Source organism: Sporichthya brevicatena (assembly GCF_039525035.1).
Lineage (GTDB): Bacteria > Actinomycetota > Actinomycetes > Sporichthyales > Sporichthyaceae > Sporichthya > Sporichthya brevicatena.
In genome coordinates, this window is record NZ_BAAAHE010000017.1 from 64,780 (window position 1) to 84,802 (window position 20,023).

Here is a 20,023-nt window from a genome sequence, read left to right on the forward strand (position 1 = left end):
GACGTTGCGGCTATGCGGGCTTGCGGGCGCTGACGAAGACCAGCGGGAGCCACGGGCCGCCGTACCAGCACTCGGGGCCGGCGGAGCGGGAGCTCACGTCCTCGCAGCCGAGCTCGGTGAGCCGCTCCACGTAGCGACGGGTGTTGCGGACGTCGGCGATCAGCAGCCGCCCGCCGGGCCGGGTCACGCGGACCGCCTCGTCGATCGCCGCCGCGCGCGTCGCGGGCGAGCCGAGCCGGCCGATGCCGCCGCCGGAGACGACGAGGTCGAACTGGTTGCCGTCGGAGGCGAGGTCGTCGATGTCGCCCGGGACGAACTGGACCCGGTCGGCGACGCCCTCGGCCTGGGCGTTGTTGCGCGCGATCTGGTCGTCCGCGCCCCGGCGGCTGCCGGCGAGCAGGCCGCTGCGCGCCCAGAGGTCGACGCCGATCACCTTCCCGTCGGGCACCCGGGCCGCGACGAGCGTCGTCACGGCGCCGCGGGCGCACCCGACGTCGAGCACCGTCTCGTCGCCGCGCAGGTCGAGCGCGCCCAGCTCGCGGGACCACGCGCGGAAGCGGCCGCGCCGGGTCGCGTGCAGGTAGGCGAGCGCGATGCCCAGCAGCACCGCGCCGAAGCCGACGAGCCACCAGCCCTGGCTGTCCCCGTCCTCGCGGGTGGCCTGCGTCCAGCCGGCCTGCATCATGATCAGCGCGAGGAACGCCTGAACGGCGGGGATGAACGGCGCCTCGATGCCGTAGTAGCCCGCGCGACCGGCGCTGGAGTGCAGCATCCGGACATCTTGCCGCCCGCAGGGGGCGGGCGGGCTCAGGCCGCCTGGGCGACGAGGCCGACGCCGGTCGCGATCGTCGCGGCGAACAGCAGGAAGCAGAGCACGAGCAGCGCGGCGTCCCCGTTCAGGCGACGACGCCAGCCCACGCGGAGCCGGAACAGCCAGTACCGCGGCGCGCTCCGCCGGCGGACCCGGGTCGGGAGCGGCGGGACGTCGCGGACGGGCGACGCGGCGGCCGGCAGCGGCTCGAGCGGGAGGCCCGGCGACTCGACGCGCTCCGTTGTCCGGCTCACGAAGTACCTCCCTCTCGCTCGTTCCGCCCTGAGTTCTCTAGAGAGATTAGAAAGTCGACCGGTTCGAGTGTCAAGAGTGATTAAGGAGGGGTATGCCCGTCTTCCGGGGTCAGGTCTTCTCTCATACGGTGAGGCCACGTTCGACCGGGTTCGTCCCGGATCGTCCTGGAGCTCACTTCGGAGGCGACCGGCGATGGCCAATCAGGAGGACCCGAAACCTCTGAAGTACCGCCGGATCGCCGACGACCTGCGGTCGGGCATCGCGCGCGGCGAGTACGCCCCGGGCCGGGCCCTGCCGGGGGAGAACGACCTGATGGCGCGGTACCAGGTCGCCCGGATGACCGTCCGCCAGGCGCTCGCCGAACTGCAGCGGGAGGGCCTCGCCGTCGCCCGTCGCGGGTCCGGCGTGTACGTGAGCGCGAGCGCCGCGGCGGCCGCGGCACCGCCGGCGGGCACGCTGACCGAGACCACTGCGGCCGAGACGGACGCCGTCGACCCCACGTGCGCCGTCGCACACGGCGCCCCGGCCGAGACGCCCACCCGGGGCCTGGTCGTCGTCTTCGCCGGCGAGACCGCCCGCCACCTCCTGAGCTTCGGCGCCGCCTGCGGGTTCCGCGGGGTGCTCGTCGAGCCCGACCCGGAGCAGGCCCAGCGCGCCCGGGCCTGGGCCCCCGCCGTGGTGGGCGCGGTCGCCGACGCCGGCCTCGACGCCGACTGCGACGTCGTCGTCTCCGACCATCACCGCGACGACCTCGGTGTGGTCCTGCGCGACGCGCTCGCCGGAACCACCCGGTGGATCGGCGTGCTCGGCAACCCCCGACACCCCGCGCCCCACCGCGACCAGTTGCAGGCCCTGGGCGTCCCCGCGGCCGAGATCGACCGCGTCCACCGGCCGATCGGACTCAACATCGGCTCCCGGACCCCGGCCGAGATCGCGATCTCGACCCTCGCGGGCCTGATCGCCGACCGCAACGGCCGGCCCGGCGGCTTCGCCTTCTAGTCCACGGACTCCTCGGCCGGCGCGGCCTCGACCTCAGCCGGCTCGACGGCGGGCTCGTCGACGTGCGCCTCCGCCACCGCCGACTCCGCCACCGCGGCCGGGGTCGGCGACGGAGTGACGGTCGGCGACGGAGTGACGGTCGGCGACGGAGTGACGGTCGGCGTCGGCGAGGGCGACGGCTTCGGGGCGAGGCCGGGCTCGGGCGCGAGGGTGCCGGCCTTGGCCGGGCCGACGTACGCGTCGTGGCGGTCGAAGTAGAGCCCGCCGTTCACCAGGGGCCGGTTGTAGAGCTCGGAGACCGTGACGAACGTGTACCCGCGGGCCTTGAGGGTGGCGAGGATCCGCGGCACCGCGTCGACGGTGGTCTTGTGAATGTCGTGCAGCAGCACGATCTCCCCGGGCGAGGTGCCGTCGACGACGCGGCGGTAGACGGTGTCGGCGTTGCGGTCCTTCCAGTCCTCCGGGTCGAGGGACCACAGGATGATCGGCCACTCGCGCACACCGAGGACGCTCTTCACCCGCGAGTTCACCGAGCCGTACGGCGGGCGCATCAGCGTCGGGCGGGTGCCGACGATCGACTCGATCAGGTCGGCGGACCGGGTCAGCTGGCTGCGCACCTGCTCGTCGGTGAGCGCGGTGAGCTGGCGGTGGCTCCAGGTGTGCGTGGCGATCTCGTGCCCCGCGGCGGCGATCTTCCGCAGCGCAGCCGGCCGCGCCGCGGACACGTCACCGAGGACGAAGAACGTCACGCGTGCGCCGGCGTCGTCGAGGGCCTGCAACAGGCGGTCGGTGTAGAGCCCCGGCCCGTCGTCGAAGGTGATCGCGACGCATTTGGTCACGCGGCAGTCCACGCTCCGGCGTTCCGACGCCGCGCCGGCTCCGTACGCCGCCGATCCCACCAGCGCGAGCGCGGCAACACCACTCGCCAGCCACTTCCGTCCCAGGTTCACCGGGGTAGCGTCGCGGTTCGGCGACACCCGAGATGTCCGATTTCCTCGTTCTTGTCCGGACTTGACTCGTTACCGACGCGACCGGGCGCGGAGGCGGTTACCGCGACGCGTGACGGCGGCGCTGCACCACCGCGGCCGACGTGGCGGCGACGCGGGCGTTGCGGCGACCATGGGCGACGACGGCACCGCCGGCCAGCAGCAGCGGCAGCACCGCGTAGAGCGCCTCGGGCATGAGGCTCCAGTCGCCGGAGGCGGACTCCGGGCCCCCGCCGGCGGCGAGGTTCAGCGTGTCGACGCCGCTCCGGGAGGCCAGGTCCGTCAGCGGTGCGGCGAGGGCCATGCCCTCCTTGGTCGCGGGCGCGGACTTCTCGGTGCCGAGCACCTGCGCGGCGCGTAGCTTGGCCTGCCGCTCGAGCTGGCGCTGCGTCTTGGCGGTGAGCAGGTCCTCCGCGACGGCGCGGCCGGCCGCGGTGTCGAGCTTGCTCCCGGGGGGCGCGACCGCGGTCGGCTCCGCACGGCCGGTGTTGCGCGACTTCGCGCCGGCCGACGTCTGCGCGTCCGGGACCGACCACGAGTTCACCGTGGCCTCGTCGCCGCCGCCCGAGGTGGGCTCGGCGGCCGGCTCGGCGGCCGGCTCCGGAGCGGTGTCGACGACCGCTTCGAGCCCGAGCGCATCGGTCACCGAGGCAATCGGCAGCTCGTCGGTCGCCACCTCGACGTCGGGCAGGGGCACGCCCAGGTCGGGGACGGCGAGCTTGACGCCCGCGAGGTCCACCGCGGCGATCGGCGGGGTGTCGGCGGCCTCGTCCGCGAACGTCGCCGCAGGCAGCGCCATCGCCGTCCCGGTCAGGACCGACGCACACGCCGCCACGATTGCGACCCGCCGCCCACGGCTGTACCGCGGGGTCGGGAGCGATCCGTATGCCGAACTCATATGGCCCAGCCTTTGCACTCGCACCGATTTCGGAGACGACGGGGCCGACTACCCCCCGTGCCCAGGCGAGTCCCCTCAGTGACACGCCTTGCCGAGACCATAACCGGGCAAAGAAGCTAAATCAAAGGCCGGTTCCCTACTCGAATGCCCCTCAATCCCCCCGGGGGTAGATCAACCTGACGCTTTGGTCATGATCGAAACCGCCCGGACCTGCGCAAATCGGTCCGAAACCGGGGGACGGGCGAACGCGAGAGCCGGACACATCTCTTAGCGGACGTTCAGCCGAACGGCGGTCGCCGACGACGTTCCGCAACCACTAGACGCCCACTCCGTGAGACAGCGACGGCCGCCACCGGCCGCTACTGGGCCATGTCCACGAAGCGGGAGTAGTGGCCCTGGAAGGCCACCGTGACCGTGCTCGTCGGCCCGTTACGGTGCTTGGCGACGATCAGGTCCGCCTCGCCGGCCCGCGGAGACTCCTTCTCGTACGCGTCCTCACGGTGGAGCAGGATGACGATGTCGGCGTCCTGCTCCAGCGATCCCGACTCACGCAGGTCGCTCAGCATCGGCTTCTTGTCCGTCCGTTGCTCGGGACCACGGTTGAGCTGGGACAGCGCGACGACGGGGACCTCGAGCTCCTTGGCCAGCAGCTTGAGCGACCGGGAGAACTCCGAGACCTCCTGCTGCCGGGACTCGACCTTCTTGCCCGAGGTCATCAGCTGCATGTAGTCGATGACGATCAGCCGCAGGTCGTGGCGCTGCTTGAGCCGCCGGGCCTTGGCCCGGATCTCCATCATCGTCATGTTCGGCGAGTCGTCGATGAACAGCGGCGCCGCCGAGACCTCACCGGTCTTGCGGGCCAACCGCATCCAGTCGTCGTCGGTGAGTGTCCCCGACCGCAGCTTGTGCAGCGCGATCTGCGCCTCCGCCGACAGCAGTCGCATCGTGATCTCGTTGCGCCCCATCTCGAGCGAGAACACGACCGACGTCTGGCCGCTCTTGATCGACGCCGCGCGCAGGAAGTCCAGCGCGAGCGTGGAGTTGTGCGTCGGGATCAGGCTCCGGCCCGCGAGGTACAGCGAGTCCGCGGCGTCGACCTGGACGCAGCGCACCGGGACACTGGGGATCGGGCGCACGTCGACGATGAACCTCGTCCGGGTGCGCGAGGTCGTCTCCCGGCGGGTGCAGCGCTCCTTGTGCACGAGGTGCTTGCGCTCGAGGCGGAACACCCGGTCCGTGGTCGTGAAGGTGATCGTGTACGCGATCGAGCTCGCTTCGGTCCGGCCGCGAACGCGCTTCGTCGAGATACCCGCGCGGTACCCGAGACTGCAGATCAGCTCGTAGACGTCCCGGGCGAGGGCCGCGCTGGTCGAGGTGAACTGGGGCGACCCGGTCCGGTTCACCGTCCCGTCGGTGTCCAGCAGACCGGCGAGCAGAGCGCGCCGCTGCGCCTCCGAACCCCGGAGGTACTCGACCGGGATGTGCGCATTTCCCAGGACGCCCAGCGCGCGGAGCTCCGCCTCCAGCGAGTCGTGGAGACCCTCCGCCTCTCCGAACATGACGATCTCGGGGTCGGCGGTCGTCAGACGAGCCGAGTCGGAGTGACCGTCGCCGAGCCACGCACCGAGTACGTAGGGCGGGACGAGCAGGTCCGCCTCCGGCAGCGCGAGCGGCGCGGCGTTCCGGACGCTGTGGTTCAGCCGGCGGTCGGAGGTCTCGCAGCGGAGCGAGCGGGCGATCTCGGCGGTCGTCCGCACCTGGGGCTCGTCGTAGCCGCGCCGAGAGGCGCGCGTGTCGGTGAGCCACTGATGCTCGGCGTCGGCGACGAGGACGCTGCCGTCGTCGAACTCGACCTCGAAGCACGGCCGATCGGTCAGAACCTCGGTCGCGGCGACGACCCGGATCGGCCGGCCGTCCGAGCCGATCAGCTCGTCCCCGACCTGCACCTCACCCATCGTCGTCCAGCCCGTCGGGGTGGGCAGCGGGGTGTCGAGCGCCAGCGCCTTCCCGATCGCCGGCCGGGCGGCGATGATCACCATCTGGCCGGGGTGGAGGCCGTTGGTCAGCTGGTCGAGCTCGACGAACCCGGTGGGGACGCCGATCATCTGGCCGCCGCGGTTGCCGATCGACTCGATCTCGTCGAGCGTCCCCTCCATGATCGCGGAGAGCGGCTGGTAGTCCTCGCTCGTGCGGCGTTCGGTGACCTGGTAGATCTCGGCCTGGGCGGCGTCGACGATCCCGTCGACCTCGCCGTCGCCGGAGTACCCCATCTGCGTGATGCGGGTGCCGGCCTCGACCAGGCGCCGCAGGATCGCGCGCTCGCGGACGATGCGGGCGTAGTAGCCGGCGTTGGCCGCGGTCGGGACCGACGAGATGAGCGTGTGGAGGTAGGGCGCGCCACCGGCCCGGGCCATCTCGCCGCGCTTGGTCAGCTCGGCGGCGACGGTGATGGCGTCGGCGGGCTCGCCGCGGCCGTAGAGGTCGAGGATCGCGTCGTAGACCAGCTGGTGCGCCGGCTTGTAGAAGTCGTCGCCGCGCAGCGACTCGATGACATCGGCGATCGCGTCCTTGCTCAGCATCATGCCGCCGAGGACGCACTGTTCCGCCGCCAGGTCCTGCGGCGGCGTGCGCTCGAACTCCGAGTGCGGTGGAGGCGGGAGCTCCACAACGCTCATCGAGTACCTCCCCCGGTCCCGCTCGGTCAGCGGGGCCCGAGAACCTTGGTACCGGGCCCCGCTGACAGTTCTTCCGATCGTCGAGACCCCGAGGCACCGGACCCCCGTACAGGGCCCCACGAAGTTCGACAGTGCGCGAACCTAAGGCCGCTCACAGACACGGACAAGCCGGGACAAGCGCCCTCGTTCACACCCTTTTTCCACGGCAGGTGGATAAGTCCGGGACGCCCGTGAATCACCAGTGTTCTCGTCGTCCACAGTCTGGGGACACAGCTGTGGACACTGGGTGAGGCATCGTCCCGACTTGCCGTCTGACCTGCGCAAATGCGTTCCTCACCCATGTGGACGTGAGAAAAACGAAAAGCCACACCGAGGTGACGACGACACGCCGGACCGGGCCCGCGAGTGTCCACTATGTGAGCAGATCTGACGCCGCGCCACCTCGCGCAGCCCGACAGGCACGAAGGCCCGGACATGCAACGAGGCCCGCGCCCCCCAGGGGGACGCGGGCCTCGCCGGACGTGCGTGCGGTGCGTGCGGTCAGGCCGCCACGACGTTGACCGTGACGGTTGCCGACACCTCGGGGTGCAGGCGGACCGAGACGGGGTGGGCGCCGAGGGCCTTGATCGGGTTCTGGACCTCGACCCGACGCTTGTCGACCTGCGGGCCGCCGGACGCCGCGATCGCGGCGACGATCTCGGCCGCGGTGACGGCACCGAAGAGACGGCCGCCGTCGCCGGCGCGCGCCTTCAGGGTGACCTTCAGGCCCTCGAGCTGGGCCTTGGCCGACTTGGCCTGGTCCAGGTCCGCGATCTCGCGGATCTCGCGGGCCCGCCGGATCGAGGTGACCTGCTTCTCGCCGCCACGGGTCCACCGGATCGCGTAGCCGCGGGGGACGAGGTAGTTGCGGCCGTAGCCGTCCTTGACCTCGACGACGTCGCCCGGAGCACCGAGCCCCGAGACCTCCTGGGTGAGGATCAGCTTCATCTCGACTCCCCCTAGCGCGCGGTGCTCGTGTACGGGAGCAGCGCCATCTCGCGGCTGTTCTTGACGGCCGTCGCGACGTCGCGCTGGTGCTGGGTGCAGTTGCCGGTCACCCGACGCGCGCGGATCTTGCCGCGGTCGGAGATGAAGCGGCGGAGCAGCGACGTGTCCTTGTAGTCCACGTAGCTGATCTTCTCCTTGCAGAACATGCAGACTTTCTTCTTCGGCTTGCGGAGCTGTGCCTTCGCCATCGTGGTGCTCTCCTTAAGAGCCCCGCCGGAGCGGGAATGGACGTAGTCGGACTGTCATCCCCCGCGGGTGATCCCGGGGATGCCGGATCAGGGTCCGGATTTAGAAGGGCGGTTCGTCGGAGAACCCGCCGCCGCCACTGCCGCTGTCCCAGCCGCCACCGCCGCCACCGCGGTTGCCGGCACCGGCCGGAGCCGCGCTCGCCCACGGGTCGTCGGACTGGCCGCCGCCACCGCGGCCGCCACCCCCGCCGCCGTAGCCACCGCCGCCACCGCCGCCACCGCGGGCGGTGCGGTTCACCTTCGCGGTCGCGAACGCCAGGCTGGGCCCGACCTCGTCGACCTCGACCTCGAACACCGTGCGCTTCTCGCCCTCACGGGTCTCGTAGGACCGCTGCTTGAGCCGGCCCTGGACGATGACCCGCATGCCCTTCTGCAGGGACTCGGCGACGTTCTCCGCCGCCTGCCGCCACACGTTGCAGGTCAGGAACAGCGCTTCGCCGTCCTTCCACTCGTTCGCCTGCCGGTCGAACGTCCGGGGTGTGGACGCGATCCGGAAGTTGGCGACCGCGGCGCCGCTGGGGGTGAAGCGCAGCTCCGGGTCGTCGACGAGATTGCCGACCAACGTGATGACGGTGTCGCCTGCCATGGCTGGGTCCGATCTCCCTCAGCTGAGGAAACGGTGTCGGGACGGTGGGTTGGAGGTACGGGTGGGAATCAACGGGCGGGCGAACTAGCGCGCGTCGGGCCGCATGACCTTGGTGCGCAGCACGGCCTCGTTGAGGTTGAGCTGCCGGTCGAGCTCCTTGACGACCGCGGGCTCCGCGGCCAGCTCGATGACCGCGTAGAAACCGTCGGCCTTCTTCTTGATCTCGTACTGCAGGCGACGCTTGCCCCACAGGTCGACCTTGTCGACGGTGCCGCCACCGCTGCGCACGACCGTGAGGAACTGGTCGAGGCTCGGGGCGATGGTGCGCTCGTCGAGATCGGGGTCGAGGATCACCATCAGTTCGTACTTACGCATAGCTGGAATCGCCTCCTCTGGACTCAGGCGGTCACGGTCTCTCCGTGACAGGAGGGCTATCGCGTGATCGCCGGACCCCGGGAGGGGCCAGGCGAACGGGAGCAAGACTAACCGGGGGCACCGACAACCGGAGAATCCGTCCACCGACCGGCTGCGCGGACCGGGTGTCGGCCCGCGCGCATAGGCTGCCGCCATGCTCGCCATCGGTGCCCACGTCGACCAGGCCGACCCGATCGCGGAGGCGAAGGCGCGCGACGCGGAGGTCGTGCAGATCTTCCTCGGCGACCCCCAGGACTGGAAGCCGCCGACGATCGCCTACGCGGGCGGCGCGGCCGCGCTGAAGGAGGCCGTCGAGGCCGCCGGGATCGCCCTGTACGTCCACGCGCCGTACCTGGTGAACGTCGCGAGCTCGAACAACCGCATCCGGATGCCCTCCCGCAAGATCCTCCAGCAGCAGATCGACGCCGCGGCCTCGATCGGCGCACGGGGCCTGGTCGTGCACGGCGGCCACGTCCTGGCCAAGGAGGACCCGAGCGTCGGCATCGAGAACTGGCGCAAGACGTTCGAGCGCATGGAGATGCGCCTGCCGGTGCTGATCGAGAACACCGCGGGCGGCGACAACGCCATGGCCCGCAAGCTCGACGCGCTCGCCCGGCTCTGGGACGCGGTCGGCGAGTTCGGCGCCGGGTTCTGCCTGGACACCTGCCACGCCCACGCCGGCGGCGAGGAGCTGGCGACCGTGGTGGACCGGGTGAAGGCGATCACCGGCCGGATCGACCTGGTCCACGCCAACGACAGCCGCGACGACTTCGATTCCGGCCGCGACCGGCACGAGAACTTCGGCAAGGGCCGGATCGACCCCGACGAGCTGGTCGCCGTGATCGCCGGTGCCGGTGCGCCGGTCGTCTGCGAGACCCCGGGCGACGCCGCGGGTCAGGGCGCGGACATTTCCTGGCTGCGGGAGCGGCTCCCCGCCTGAGCGACGAGGACCCGCAGGCTGCCCCCGGCGGTCTGCCCGCCCGCCGGCGCGCGGGTGCTGCGCCAGAGCCGGGAGGCCCCGATCACGGCCGCGGCGACGAGGAGCACGTTGCGCACCGTCACGAGCAGGACCGCCTCGCGCTCGGCGTTGAGCAGCTCGTCGAACCAGTACGGGTACTCGATGCAGGTCAGGGCGGTCGCGACCAGCACGAGCGCCAGTGGCAGCCGCATCAGCGAGGTGCCACGCGGGCCGAAGTGCAGCGCGCAGACCGCGCCGAGACCGACCAGCCAGACCATGTACTGCGGGCTGATCACCCGGCTCGTGATCACGAACAGCAGCACCGCGACCAGCGCGGCGTCGGCCGTCGTGGAGTCCCGCCAGGTGCGCGCGGTCAGCCGCCACAGCACCAGCCAGCCGAAGGCCAGCGCGCTGGCGAGCAGGCACAGCTTGGCGGCGAGGTTCACGTGCGGGCCGAGGTACTCCATCGAGCCGTAGTTCAGCGCGACGTAGCCGCTCCACCCGTGGTGGCTCGCGATGTGGAAGGGCAGCGCCGCGATCGACTCCACCTCGACCCCGCGCCCGCCCTGGGCGGACAGGAAGGACATGGAGTGGGGCATCGTCACCCAGAAGCCGAGCAGGATCAGTGAGCCGGCGACGACGGCCGCGGCCCAGGACTCCTTCCACCGCCGGCCCGGGCCCGCGCACAGGAACAGCAGCGCCGGCCACACCTTGAGCAGCGCCCCGAAGGCCAGGACGGCCCCGCCGGCCCACCGGCGATTGCGTCCGTCGAGCGGGTTCGCGTCGGCGCTGAGCAGGAGGACCAGGCCCGCGACGGCGACGCCGGTGACGATGAGGTCGTAGCGGCCGTAGGCGATCGGCCCGCCGAGCGCGACGCCGACCGTCCACACCCAGGCGGCCCACGGCTGGTGCCGCGCCCACGCCCACCGGCCGGTCGGGGCGACGGCCGCGCCCGAGGCGTAGGCCACCTCGTCCTCGACCATGCGCCGGCGCGCGGCGGCGAGCAGCACGCCGAAGGTGATCACGTCGACCGTGAACGAGATCCAGTAGAAGCCGACCGCGTAGGAGAGCGGGAGGAGCCCGGGGGCGAGGATCACCAGCGCCGCGGCGGGCGGGTACTGCCACATGACGTCGTGCTCGGGGAACTGTCCCGTCGAGAGCACGTCGTACCAGCGGCTGTAGATGTCGCGGACGTCGTTGGTGACCGACGGCAGCACGAACTCCCGCTCACGCACCGTGAACAGCAGCAGCGCCGTCCGGGTGGCGAGGAAGAGTGCGACGACCGCGAGGAAGGGGCCGATCGCACGCAACGACGGCCGCGCGGCCGCCCTGGAGGACCTGATGTGCACCCCGAAGCCATCTCGTGTCGGTCGCGGTCAGTTACCTCGATGGTATCGAGGACGCGATGGACCACGGGTCGATAACGTGGATCCGCCGATCTTGTTACCCGCCCGCGACACAGGCGGCAGCCCGCAGGAGAACCACTCCCCATGTCGTTGACGGTCCGGACGATCACGGCCGACGAGCACCTCGCCTTCGTCGCCTCCCGCGGATCCGCGAGCTTCCTCCAGGTCCCCTCGTGGGGCCAGGTGAAGAAGGAATGGCGCAGCGAGTCCATCGGGTGGTGCGACGCCGACGGCAAGATCGTCGGCGCCGGCCTGGTGCTCTACCGCCAGATCCCGAAGGTGAAGCGGTACCTCGCGTACCTGCCCGAAGGCCCGGTCCTGGCCTGGGAGGACGTGACCGACGCCGCGTCCCTGCGCCGGCTGCTGGACCCGATGGTCGCCCACCTGAAGTCGCGCAAGGCCTTCGGCGTCCGCATGGGCCCGATGGTCGTCACGCGCCGGTGGAGCTCGGAGACGATCAAGGCTGCGGTCAAGGACGGCCAGGCCACCAAGCTGCAGGCGCTCACCCCCGACGTCGTCGACCCGGCCGGCCAGAAGGTCGCCGAGCTGATGCGCGCCGCCGGGTGGATCCCACCGTCGACGACCGCCGGGTTCGCCGCCGGCCAGCCGCAGTACGTGTTCCAGGTTCCGCTGGCCGGGCGAACTCGCGAGGACCTGCTCGCCGGGTTCAACCAGCAGTGGCGGCGCAACATCAAGAAGGCGGACAAGGCCGGCGTCGAGGTCACCGAGGGGACCGAGGCCGACCTGCCGGCGTTCCACGCGCTGTACACGCACACGGCCGAACGGGACCACTTCACCCCGCGGCCGCTGAGCTACTTCCAGACGATGATGCGCGCGCTCAGCAGCGAGGACCCCGAGCGCTTCAAGCTCTACCTCGCCAAGCACGAGGGCGAACTGCTCGCCTCGACGATCTGGATCCGCGTCGGCGGCCACGCCTGGTACTCCTACGGCGCCTCGGCCAGCCACAAGCGTGAGCTGCAGCCGAGCAACGCGATCCAGTGGCGGATGCTCTCCGACGCCCACGAGGCGGGCGCCGCCGTCTACGACCTGCGCGGCATCACCGACACCCTCGACCCGGCCGACCCGCACTTCGGGCTGATCCAGTTCAAGCTCGGCACGGGTGGCCAGGCGGTGGAGTACCTCGGCGAGTGGGACCTGCCGATCAACGCGCTGCTGTTTCAGGCGTTCCGGCTGTACCTGGCGAAGCGGTAGACGAGGCGGTAACCGACGCATGCTCCGGCTCGAGATCGACCGGGCGCGCTTCGACGCGCACCTGCAGAAGGTTTCCGCGGACATCCCTGGCCTGGTGCCGGTCGCGAAGGGCAACGGCTACGGCCTGACGATGGACCGCTGCGTGGACGAGGCGCTCCGCCTGGGCGCCGACACCCTCGCCGTCGGCACCTTCGCCGAGGCGCGCCGGCTGCCCGAGCGCGCGGAGGGATTCGGCAAGGTCGTCGTCCTGACGCCGCATCTGGCCGGTGACCCGACCGAGGGTCTGCCGATCGGCCTGTTCGGTCGCGTCGTGCACACGGTCGCGACCGCCGAGGCCGCCAAGTCGCTCGCGGGCAAGCGCGTGATCGTCGAGTGCCGCACCTCGCTGCGCCGCCACGGCGTCGGTGCCGACGACCTGCCCGGTCTCGCCGCCGCGCTCTCCGACGTCCACCTCGAAGGCTTCGCGCTGCACCTGCCGATGAACCGGCCCCGCGGCGCGCACCCGGTCACCGAGGTCGCGACGTGGGTCGAGCGGCTCAAGGCGGCGAAGCTCCCGGCGGCCACGATCTACGTCAGCCACCTGTCCGGGCCCGAGGTCGCCGGCCTGGCGCAGCAGTTCCCCGAGAAGACGTTCCGCGCCCGCGTCGGCACCAAGCTCTGGCTCGGCGACCGCGGTGCCCTGCGTGCGAAGGCCCGCGTCCTCGACGTCGAGAAGCTCGCGCGCGGCGACCGGTACGGGTACCGCCAGCGCAAGGCTCCGCGCGACGGCCACCTGATCGTGGTCGCCGGCGGCACGGCGCACGGCATCGGGCTGTCCGCCCCGAAGCCGGTGGCCGGGCTGATGTCCCGCGTCAAGGTGGCGGGCGAAGGCACCCTCGCGACGTTCAACCGGACGCTGAGCCCGTTCACCTGGGCCGGCAAGCAGCGCTGGTTCGCCGAGCCGCCGCACATGCAGGTCTCGCTGCTCTGGCTCCCCGCCGGCGTCGAACCGCCGGCGGTCGGGGCCTTCCTCGACGTCGAGACCCGCATGACGACCACCACCTTCGACGAGATCGTCGAGGTCTGAGCGCAATCACCCCCGGGGCCGTCGCGCCTCACTCGCCGGGGACAGGCCTCACTCGCCCGGGACAGGCCTCACTCGCCCGGTCTGGCGAGTAAGCCCCGGCGCCGGCGAGTGAAGCGCGTCCCCGCACCGGTCGTTGACCTGCGCCGGACGGCGCCCTACCGTCGATCTCGTACGCATACGGTACGCGTACGGAGCGGAGGGTCGATGCCTGCCGGCCGGGCCGCGCGCGGCGCCACCGAGCGCCTGACGCTCGACGCGATCGTCGACGCCGCCGAGGCGCTGGTGGCGGCGGAGGGCTTCGAGGGCCTGAGCATGCGCAAGCTCGCGCGGGCACTCGGCGTGGGCGCGATGACGCTCTACGGCTACGTCCCCACCAAGGACGACCTGCTCGGCGCGCTCGCCGACCGGCTGCTCGCCGACCTCGACCTGCCCCGCCCGGACGACGGCGACTGGGCCTACCGCGTGGCGGCGGTCCTCCACGCCACGCGTCGCGCCCTCCTCGCCCACCCCGCCCTGGTGCCGATCGTGGCCGCGCACCGCCTCGACGCCGTCTCGGCCTACCGCGGGGCGGAGGTCGTCTTCGCCGCCCTGCGCGAGGCAGGACTCGACGACGCCCAGGTCGTCAGCGCGTTCAGCACGCTGAGCTCGTACGCGGTCGGCGCCTGCCAGCAGGAGATCGGACTGACCACCCGCGCCGGGCCGACGCGCGCCCCCCTGCCGGGCATCACCGCACTCTCGGGCGCCGAGTTCGCGAACGTCGTCGGTCTGGCCGGTCGGCTCGCCACCCGGGACTTCGACGAGGAGTTCAGCGCCGGGTTGGACCTGCTGATCACGGGACTTCGCGGCTGGGTGGAAGGCACGTGAGGTGGGGAAGGCTGACCGGATGAGAGTTCTCGTGACCGGGGCGACCGGTGTCTCCGGGCGCGGTGTGGTGGAACGCCTGAACCGCGCCGGCCACGAGGTCGTGGCGGTGGCGCGCCGGCCGCCGCTGGCGCTGCCCGCCGGGGCCCGGTTCGTCGGCGCGGACGTCACCGATCTCGCGGCACTGACCGCGGCGATGGACGGCTGCGAGGTCGTGTGCCACCTCGCGCCCGTCAGCGGCACCGCGAACGTCTGCGCGGCGATGAAGCGCACCGGCGCCCGGCGCCTGGTCGTCGCGTCCTCGGCCCTGAGCGACGGCGCGAACCTCGGCCACGTCACGGACACCGCAGCGGCCGAGCAGGTCGTCCTCGACTCCGGCGTCGAGGCGGTCCTCGCGCGGACCGGCCTCGTCGTCGGACGCAACATCGACCAGCCGCTCGCTCTCCTCGCCGCGCCCGTGATCGTCGCGGTCAAGGGTGTCGAACTCCGGTACCAGTTGCTGCACCACGACGACCTCGGCCGCTTCCTCGCGATCGCGTGCGAGTCCGGCCCGCCCGGGGTCGTGGACGTCGCGCCTCCGGATGCCCTGCCCCTGCGTCAGATCGCCCAGCTGCTCGGCAGGAAGTACGTCGAGACCTCCGCGACCCGTGCGCTCAAGGCGATCGAGTTCGCCTGGAAGCACGACCTGCCCGGGATGGACACCACCCGCCTGCGTGAGGTGTGGGGGTTCGAGTGCGCGTGGTCCACGGCCGAGGGAGTCGCCGACCTGCGGCGCGCGGTCAGCGGGGTGTCGGCCGTGGCCGGACGCCGCGTCGAGGTGCCGTGGCGGCTACGGTTCCCGACCCATCGGCCTGGGCCCCCGGTGTCGACCGCGGCGAACCGATGGCCCGACTTCGGCGCACCGGCCGGCGAACTCGATTCACCGATCCCGCTCGCGTATCCGACCGTCAGTCGCCTCGGCGGACCGGCCCCCTTGGCGGCCCTGACGCTGAGCACGCACCTGCAGCTGCTGCGCGCGGCCTCGAGGGGCATGCTCGACGCGTTCGGCGGGGCACCGGAGGTGCGCCGCGAGCTCGGCGACGCCGGCGCGGCGAGCATCGCACATCGCCTCTACGTGAACGACGACGTCGCCTACGCCGTCGAGCACTCCGGCGGCCGGCGGCGCGTGGTCGGACGGGCGTACGGGCGTGAGGTCGACCGGATCGCCGGCTGGGCCGCGGAGAGTCTCGAGCACGCGGCGAATCCGGCCGCGTGCTCGGACGCGCGGCTCGACGCGGTGCTGGGGCGGGTGCTCGACGACCTGGCGTGGTTCTGGGCGATCGCCGCGATCGGCGCCGCCCTCGGAGGCGACGAGCTCGGCGACCTCGCGCACCTGCTGGTCTCGTTTCCTGACGGGGTGTCACCCAACGCCGCGCCCGCCGCCGACCTCCGCGACGACGGTGGGCACTCCCGAGCTCGGATGCGGGCCGAGCGCGTCGTGCGGGCGCTCGCTCAGGCGCTGGCCGCGCTCGTACGCGAACGCGCGGACCGCCTCCTCGTCGCCGGCGCCGTCCGCGATCCGGCCGACGTGGCGCACCTGACCTGGGAGGAACTGCTGGTCCCCCCGCCAGACCTCACCGACCTCGTCAAGACCCGGCGCGCCGAACAGCAGCGCCTCGCCGCGCTGGTCCTGCCGAGCACGATGTCGGTGAACGGATCGAGCGGCGCCCTCACCGTTCGATGACTCGTCCGCCGCGGTGATCGGTCAAACTGAGAGGCGTGGCGTTTCCCGACAGTCGACCGCGCCGACGTTCCCGCCTGCTCGTCCCGGTCGGCTGGCTCGCGCTCGCCGTGTTCCTCGGCCTGCTCGGCTGGTCCGCCTGGTTCCGGATGGCCTACGGCTCGTTCCCCGGCGAGGACATCGGCGACCGGATCACCTGGTGCGGTCACGACTTCCGGGCGTCGGTGACGGACCTGACCGGCCAGGAGGCCAACGACGACCCGGCGAACCCCCTGGTGCCGGCGTTCAAGTACCCGCCCGTCTGGCCCCAGTCCACCGTGCACGCCGCGATGCGGACGGCCGAGGAACTGGCCGCGGACCCGACGCTCCCCTGCGCGCCCGAGCTGTACGTTCGGACCGGGTCGGACCGCTACACCCGCTACCTGCCCGCCGACTGACGGACGGTCAGCCTCGCCCGCGAGCGGTCCCGGCGCGGACCAGCGGGAACGTGATGGCGTCGGCCCTGGCCATGACCGCGCCGCGGCAGTGATCGGTAGGTCCGCCGCCGATCGTGCGCGTCTCGAAGAAGGAGGTCGCCGGTGACGGCCCGGAGCACAGCGGGCCGTAGCGGCACGAGGTCACGCACTCGCGGGTGGCGACCAGGTGGCGCGCGATCCACGGGGTACCCGCCACCGCCTCCCCGATCACGGCGTCCAGCGAGCTGGTCAGGACGTTGCCGCTGCTGAACGACCGCCGGTCGGCGTCGTGGTGCCCGAGCAGTTCGGGCGCGACCAGGACCACGTCGCCGTTCCAGCCGATCGTCGGCAGCGGATCGACCGTCCTGGGCCGGTCGGGCCGGTCGGGCCGGTCGGCGAGCAGCCGCCGGGCGTCGCGGACGCAGTTGTCGATCTCGCGGACCCGCATGACCGGGTTGGCCATCCAGGCCTCGAGCAGAGCCAGCCAGAACTCCTCGCAGCGCCCGTACGAGTGTGCTCCCGAGGGAGTTCCGGCCGGCGTCAGCGACTGCTGCAGGGAGACGCCGATCCGCGTCGCCCCCAGGTCGGCGACGAAGTCGTACAGCCCCTGCGCGGTCTCCGGTGTGGGGTCGGAGACGACGGCCAGGACCCCGAAGGGCACACGGTGGCGCCGCAGCGCCGCGATGCCGGCCAGGACGCGCGGATGGGCGGGCCGGCCCCCGCGATCGCGGCGGTGGGCGTCGAGGGTCTCCGGACCGTCGATGCTCACCGACACCTCGATGCCCCGCTCGCGGAAGAAGCGACACCAGACGTCGTCGACGAGGGTCGCGTTGGTCTGCACGCCGTGCACGACCGCACCACTGAACGGCTCCAGGAGCGCGGCGAGGCGGTCCCGCCCCGCGGCCAGCGGTTCACCGCAGTGCCAGAACACACGGACGGGGTGACCCTCGCTCACCCACCGGTTCACCGTCAGGGCGACGCGGCGGCCGACCGCCGGCGCCATGTGATTCCGCGGCGCCGCCGGCAGGTAGCAGTAGTCGCAGGCGAGGTTGCACACGGTCGTCGGCTGCATGACGACCGCACTCGGCACCGTACGCAGCGACACCGACGCGTCGGCGGTGCGGCTCATGGTGGGTGCGCCGAACCTCAGCGCTGCAGCGGCTTGTAGAAGACCAGGCCGTTGCCCTTGTTGTCGTAGACGACGGCACGGCGCTCGTGCGCGTCGTCGTAGGGGCCCTTCACGATCGCGCCGCCGCTGGCCTCGATGGCCTTGGCCGCGGCGTCGACGTCGTCGGTCTTGATCCCGACGACGACCTGGCCCGGGATCGGGTGGTCGATGGCGGTCGCCAGCGCGAGCGTCACCGAGCCACCGTCGAGCGCCGCGAAGTGCGCGCCGTCGCGGAACTTGAGGGCGAAACCGAGAGTCTCGGTGTAGAACGCGATGGACTCGTCGAGATTGTCGGTCGACAGCACGACCATCCGAACCTGCTGGTCACCCATGGCGGTGTCCTCCTTCTTGCACGGCTGCATGAACCCGGAACCGACTCTAGGGGCAGGGGGAACGAGCAGCGGTGAGCACCCTCGACCTGGTCGAGGCCGCACCGGAGCACGTGCTGCGCCCGCTCGCACGGCTGCTGCCCGACCCGCGCTGACGGACGGTCAGTCGACGACGGGCTCGCAGATGACGACGGGGATCTGCCGGGCGCTGCGTTTCTGGTAGCCCGCGTACCCGCGGTAGGCCTGCACCGCCCGGGCCCAGAGTTCGGGTCGTTCCTCGGCCGAGGCCGTCCGGGCACGCATGCGGATCGTCCGGCCCGCTCGGGTGATCTCGACCTCCGGGTTGGCCACGAGATTCCGGTACCAGTCGGGGTGCTGGTCGTGGCCACCCTTGGACGCGATCAGCACGACGCGCCCGGGCTCGGCGATCGGTGCGGTCAGCAGCGTCGAGCGTCGCCGGCCCGACTTCCGACCGATCGTGTGCAGCTCGATCGTCTCCATCCCACCGATCCGGTGGGGGAAGCGGCCGCCGGTCAGCGTGAGGAGAGTCCGGTGGCCCGTCTCCAACACCCACGCCCCGACGGACGCCGCCACGTTGTTCAGTCCGGACATCCCGACCTCCGATGTTGTCAACCGGTTGACACTCGGGTTGTCAACCGGTTAACATCCAACCATGCCACCGCAGGATGCCACTCCGGAAAGTCCGGTCGAGGGCTGGATCACGGTCACCATCCACCAGTTGGTCGAGCGCCTCGACCGGTTCGCGGACCAGCGACTTCGCGACCGGTACGGCATGACCTACAGCCAGTTCATCTTCATGGCGGATCTCGTGTGCGCCGACCCTGAGCGACTGCCCGACGTGTCGGAGATGGCACGACGACTGGGCGTGTCGAAGGCGGCGGTGAGCAAGCGCCTCCACAACTTCGTGGCGGCCGGGTGGATCGAGTCCCAGTCGGACAGCACCAACGCGCGCCGGGTCGTGCTGTGCCCGACACCGGCGGGCCGCAGTCTCGTCCATCGCGCCACCGAGGACCTCGACCGCTGCTTCACGGACCTGTTCGACGACCTGGACGGCATCGATCTGGGCGCGCTCCACAGTCAACTCAAGAGGATCCACGAGATCCTCGATCAGAAGGGAATCTGAGTGCCACGCACACTGATCGTGATCGGCCACCCGTTCACCGAGACCCTCAACCACGCTCTCGCGGCCGAGTACGAGGCCGGGCTCCGTGAGGGCGGACACTCGGTTCGGGTCATCGACCTCGCCCAGGCGACCCTCGCGACGTCACCCGCCGGCCGCACCGCCCTGCGTCCGGGACCGGACGGCCAGACGGACCATCTCAGCGACGAGGTCCGCGCCATGATCGACGACGTCCTGTGGGCCGAGCACCTCGTGTTCTTCCATCCGCAGTGGTGGGGCACCTATCCGGGGGTCCTGAAGACCTTCGTCGACCAGGTGTTCCTCGCCGGGATCGCGTTCCGGATGGAGTCCGGCCCGATGCCCGTGCGCCTCCTGCGTGGGCGGACCGCCCGGCTGGTCATGACGATGGACTCGCCCTCCTTCTGGAACCGTTTCGCCTATCGGAACGCCGCGGAGACCTCGCTCAAGCGGGCGATCCTCGGCTACTGCGGGGTTCGTACCGTCGGCATCACGCGGTTCACGCCGGTCCGGAAGTCGACCCCGGAGCAGCGGGAACGCTGGCTGCAGACGGCACGACGCCTCGGTAGGACGGACGCCCGTAAGGGTGGTCGGCCGGCACCGATGGTGGACGCGCCCTCCCGGAGCGCCGCCTGACGCCCTGTCAGTTCTCACCCGGCGCCCGGCGGGCGAGCAGGAGCAGCACCGCAGCCCCTCCGAAGAGGACCCCGGCACCGGCCCACGCGAGCACCACCCTGCGGGATCGCTGGTCCGAACCGGCCGGGGAGGCG

Annotated in this window: 22 protein-coding genes; 9 read left to right on the forward strand and 13 right to left on the reverse strand. The window is 71.8% G+C overall.

Annotated elements, in window-relative coordinates:
• Positions 1 to 10: 10 nt before the first annotated feature.
• Together ABD401_RS11800 and ABD401_RS11805 are read right to left on the reverse strand one after the other, a co-directional pair.
• Complete coding sequence (locus tag ABD401_RS11800; protein ID WP_344604883.1) at positions 11 to 772, reverse strand: class I SAM-dependent methyltransferase; 762 nt, start codon at positions 770 to 772, stop codon at positions 11 to 13.
• Positions 773 to 807: 35 nt separating this feature from the next.
• A complete protein-coding gene (locus tag ABD401_RS11805; RefSeq protein WP_344604885.1) occupies positions 808 to 1,065 on the reverse strand; it encodes a hypothetical protein in 258 nt (85 codons plus the stop codon).
• 193 nt (positions 1,066 to 1,258) lie between these two features.
• On the opposite strand from ABD401_RS11805, the gene ABD401_RS11810 reads away from it, so the two are divergent.
• Positions 1,259 to 2,065, forward strand: a complete 807-nt coding sequence (locus ABD401_RS11810) for an XdhC family protein (RefSeq protein WP_344604887.1) — start codon at positions 1,259 to 1,261, stop codon at positions 2,063 to 2,065.
• Here ABD401_RS11810 and ABD401_RS11815 read toward each other — a convergent pair.
• The 7 genes from ABD401_RS11815 to rpsF form a co-directional block, all read right to left on the reverse strand.
• On the reverse strand, positions 2,062 to 3,015 hold the full coding sequence (locus tag ABD401_RS11815; protein WP_344604889.1) for a polysaccharide deacetylase family protein: 954 nt from the start codon (positions 3,013 to 3,015) through the stop codon (positions 2,062 to 2,064). The two genes, ABD401_RS11810 and ABD401_RS11815, sit on opposite strands and share 4 nt — an antisense overlap.
• Positions 3,016 to 3,112: 97 nt before the next feature.
• On the reverse strand, positions 3,113 to 3,949 hold the full coding sequence (locus ABD401_RS11820) for a hypothetical protein (RefSeq protein WP_344604891.1): 837 nt from the start codon (positions 3,947 to 3,949) through the stop codon (positions 3,113 to 3,115).
• A 359-nt stretch (positions 3,950 to 4,308) separates the two neighbouring features.
• Positions 4,309 to 6,624 carry a replicative DNA helicase gene (gene dnaB / locus ABD401_RS11825; RefSeq protein WP_344604893.1) on the reverse strand — a complete coding sequence of 772 codons (2,316 nt, stop codon included), beginning with the start codon at positions 6,622 to 6,624 and terminating at the stop codon, positions 4,309 to 4,311.
• 540 nt (positions 6,625 to 7,164) lie between these two features.
• Entirely contained in the window at positions 7,165 to 7,611 is a 447-nt protein-coding gene (gene rplI, locus ABD401_RS11830; RefSeq protein ID WP_344604895.1) for a 50S ribosomal protein L9, read from the reverse strand.
• 11 nt (positions 7,612 to 7,622) lie between these two features.
• On the reverse strand, positions 7,623 to 7,859 hold the full coding sequence (gene rpsR, locus ABD401_RS11835) for a 30S ribosomal protein S18 (protein ID WP_019874346.1): 237 nt from the start codon (positions 7,857 to 7,859) through the stop codon (positions 7,623 to 7,625).
• A 100-nt stretch (positions 7,860 to 7,959) separates the two neighbouring features.
• Entirely contained in the window at positions 7,960 to 8,505 is a 546-nt protein-coding gene (locus ABD401_RS11840) for a single-stranded DNA-binding protein (protein WP_344604897.1), read from the reverse strand.
• Between the two features lie 84 nt (positions 8,506 to 8,589).
• Positions 8,590 to 8,880, reverse strand: a complete 291-nt coding sequence (gene rpsF / locus ABD401_RS11845; protein WP_344604899.1) for a 30S ribosomal protein S6 — start codon at positions 8,878 to 8,880, stop codon at positions 8,590 to 8,592.
• A gap of 193 nt (positions 8,881 to 9,073) precedes the next feature.
• Here rpsF and ABD401_RS11850 point away from each other — a divergent pair, with 193 nt between their 5' ends.
• Positions 9,074 to 9,859 carry a deoxyribonuclease IV gene (locus ABD401_RS11850; RefSeq protein WP_344604901.1) on the forward strand — a complete coding sequence of 262 codons (786 nt, stop codon included), beginning with the start codon at positions 9,074 to 9,076 and terminating at the stop codon, positions 9,857 to 9,859.
• On the opposite strand, the gene ABD401_RS11855 is transcribed toward ABD401_RS11850, so the two are convergent.
• Positions 9,814 to 11,226: a glycosyltransferase 87 family protein gene (locus ABD401_RS11855; protein ID WP_344604903.1), complete on the reverse strand. Its 1,413-nt coding sequence runs from the start codon at positions 11,224 to 11,226 to the stop codon at positions 9,814 to 9,816. The genes ABD401_RS11850 and ABD401_RS11855 overlap by 46 nt on opposite strands.
• Positions 11,227 to 11,367: 141 nt before the next feature.
• Between ABD401_RS11855 and ABD401_RS11860 the strand changes: the two genes are divergently transcribed.
• The 5 genes from ABD401_RS11860 to ABD401_RS11880 all read left to right on the forward strand — a co-directional run bounded on the left by ABD401_RS11860 (position 11,368) and on the right by ABD401_RS11880 (position 16,579).
• Positions 11,368 to 12,495: a lipid II:glycine glycyltransferase FemX gene (locus ABD401_RS11860; RefSeq protein WP_344604905.1), complete on the forward strand. Its 1,128-nt coding sequence runs from the start codon at positions 11,368 to 11,370 to the stop codon at positions 12,493 to 12,495.
• 19 nt (positions 12,496 to 12,514) lie between these two features.
• Positions 12,515 to 13,561, forward strand: coding sequence for an alanine racemase (locus ABD401_RS11865; protein WP_344604907.1), 1,047 nt, complete (start codon positions 12,515 to 12,517; stop codon positions 13,559 to 13,561).
• A 204-nt stretch (positions 13,562 to 13,765) separates the two neighbouring features.
• The gene (locus ABD401_RS11870) at positions 13,766 to 14,425 is read left to right on the forward strand and encodes a TetR/AcrR family transcriptional regulator (RefSeq protein WP_344604909.1); all 660 of its coding nucleotides are present in this window, start codon (positions 13,766 to 13,768) and stop codon (positions 14,423 to 14,425) included.
• A gap of 19 nt (positions 14,426 to 14,444) precedes the next feature.
• Complete coding sequence (locus ABD401_RS11875) at positions 14,445 to 16,145, forward strand: NAD-dependent epimerase/dehydratase family protein (RefSeq protein ID WP_344604911.1); 1,701 nt, start codon at positions 14,445 to 14,447, stop codon at positions 16,143 to 16,145.
• Between the two features lie 35 nt (positions 16,146 to 16,180).
• Positions 16,181 to 16,579: a hypothetical protein gene (locus tag ABD401_RS11880; protein ID WP_344604913.1), complete on the forward strand. Its 399-nt coding sequence runs from the start codon at positions 16,181 to 16,183 to the stop codon at positions 16,577 to 16,579.
• A 7-nt stretch (positions 16,580 to 16,586) separates the two neighbouring features.
• Here ABD401_RS11880 and ABD401_RS11885 read toward each other — a convergent pair whose 3' ends face one another.
• The 3 genes from ABD401_RS11885 to ABD401_RS11895 all read right to left on the reverse strand — a co-directional run bounded on the left by ABD401_RS11885 (position 16,587) and on the right by ABD401_RS11895 (position 18,706).
• Positions 16,587 to 17,726, reverse strand: coding sequence for a radical SAM protein (locus ABD401_RS11885; RefSeq protein ID WP_344604915.1), 1,140 nt, complete (start codon positions 17,724 to 17,726; stop codon positions 16,587 to 16,589).
• A gap of 17 nt (positions 17,727 to 17,743) precedes the next feature.
• Complete coding sequence (locus ABD401_RS11890) at positions 17,744 to 18,097, reverse strand: VOC family protein (protein ID WP_344604947.1); 354 nt, start codon at positions 18,095 to 18,097, stop codon at positions 17,744 to 17,746.
• Positions 18,098 to 18,256: 159 nt separating this feature from the next.
• A complete protein-coding gene (locus ABD401_RS11895; protein ID WP_344604917.1) occupies positions 18,257 to 18,706 on the reverse strand; it encodes a nitroreductase/quinone reductase family protein in 450 nt (149 codons plus the stop codon).
• 61 nt (positions 18,707 to 18,767) lie between these two features.
• Between ABD401_RS11895 and ABD401_RS11900 the strand changes: the two genes are divergently transcribed.
• Both ABD401_RS11900 and ABD401_RS11905 read left to right on the forward strand, forming a co-directional pair.
• The gene (locus ABD401_RS11900; RefSeq protein ID WP_344604919.1) at positions 18,768 to 19,238 is read left to right on the forward strand and encodes a MarR family winged helix-turn-helix transcriptional regulator; all 471 of its coding nucleotides are present in this window, start codon (positions 18,768 to 18,770) and stop codon (positions 19,236 to 19,238) included.
• Positions 19,239 to 19,889: an NAD(P)H-dependent oxidoreductase gene (locus ABD401_RS11905; protein WP_344604921.1), complete on the forward strand. Its 651-nt coding sequence runs from the start codon at positions 19,239 to 19,241 to the stop codon at positions 19,887 to 19,889.
• Positions 19,890 to 20,023: the final 134 nt, after the last annotated feature.

Excerpts from the sequence above, each read along its gene's own strand:
- ABD401_RS11865 (WP_344604907.1), top strand. The coding sequence starts at position 12,515 with ATGCTCCGGCTCGAGATCGACCGGGCGCGCTTCGACGCGCACCTGCAG.
- rpsR (WP_019874346.1), bottom strand. The coding sequence starts at position 7,859 with ATGGCGAAGGCACAGCTCCGCAAGCCGAAGAAGAAAGTCTGCATGTTC.
- dnaB (WP_344604893.1), bottom strand. The coding sequence starts at position 6,624 with ATGAGCGTTGTGGAGCTCCCGCCTCCACCGCACTCGGAGTTCGAGCGC.
- ABD401_RS11800 (WP_344604883.1), bottom strand. The coding sequence starts at position 772 with ATGCTGCACTCCAGCGCCGGTCGCGCGGGCTACTACGGCATCGAGGCG.
- rpsF (WP_344604899.1), bottom strand. The coding sequence starts at position 8,880 with ATGCGTAAGTACGAACTGATGGTGATCCTCGACCCCGATCTCGACGAG.
- ABD401_RS11850 (WP_344604901.1), top strand. The coding sequence starts at position 9,074 with ATGCTCGCCATCGGTGCCCACGTCGACCAGGCCGACCCGATCGCGGAG.
- rplI (WP_344604895.1), bottom strand. The coding sequence starts at position 7,611 with ATGAAGCTGATCCTCACCCAGGAGGTCTCGGGGCTCGGTGCTCCGGGC.
- ABD401_RS11875 (WP_344604911.1), top strand. The coding sequence starts at position 14,445 with ATGAGAGTTCTCGTGACCGGGGCGACCGGTGTCTCCGGGCGCGGTGTG.
- ABD401_RS11890 (WP_344604947.1), bottom strand. The coding sequence starts at position 18,097 with ATGGGTGACCAGCAGGTTCGGATGGTCGTGCTGTCGACCGACAATCTC.
- ABD401_RS11885 (WP_344604915.1), bottom strand. The coding sequence starts at position 17,726 with ATGAGCCGCACCGCCGACGCGTCGGTGTCGCTGCGTACGGTGCCGAGT.
- ABD401_RS11895 (WP_344604917.1), bottom strand. The coding sequence starts at position 18,706 with ATGTCCGGACTGAACAACGTGGCGGCGTCCGTCGGGGCGTGGGTGTTG.
- ABD401_RS11870 (WP_344604909.1), top strand. The coding sequence starts at position 13,766 with ATGCCTGCCGGCCGGGCCGCGCGCGGCGCCACCGAGCGCCTGACGCTC.
- ABD401_RS11860 (WP_344604905.1), top strand. The coding sequence starts at position 11,368 with ATGTCGTTGACGGTCCGGACGATCACGGCCGACGAGCACCTCGCCTTC.
- ABD401_RS11900 (WP_344604919.1), top strand. The coding sequence starts at position 18,768 with ATGCCACCGCAGGATGCCACTCCGGAAAGTCCGGTCGAGGGCTGGATC.
- ABD401_RS11810 (WP_344604887.1), top strand. The coding sequence starts at position 1,259 with ATGGCCAATCAGGAGGACCCGAAACCTCTGAAGTACCGCCGGATCGCC.
- ABD401_RS11820 (WP_344604891.1), bottom strand. The coding sequence starts at position 3,949 with ATGAGTTCGGCATACGGATCGCTCCCGACCCCGCGGTACAGCCGTGGG.
- ABD401_RS11840 (WP_344604897.1), bottom strand. The coding sequence starts at position 8,505 with ATGGCAGGCGACACCGTCATCACGTTGGTCGGCAATCTCGTCGACGAC.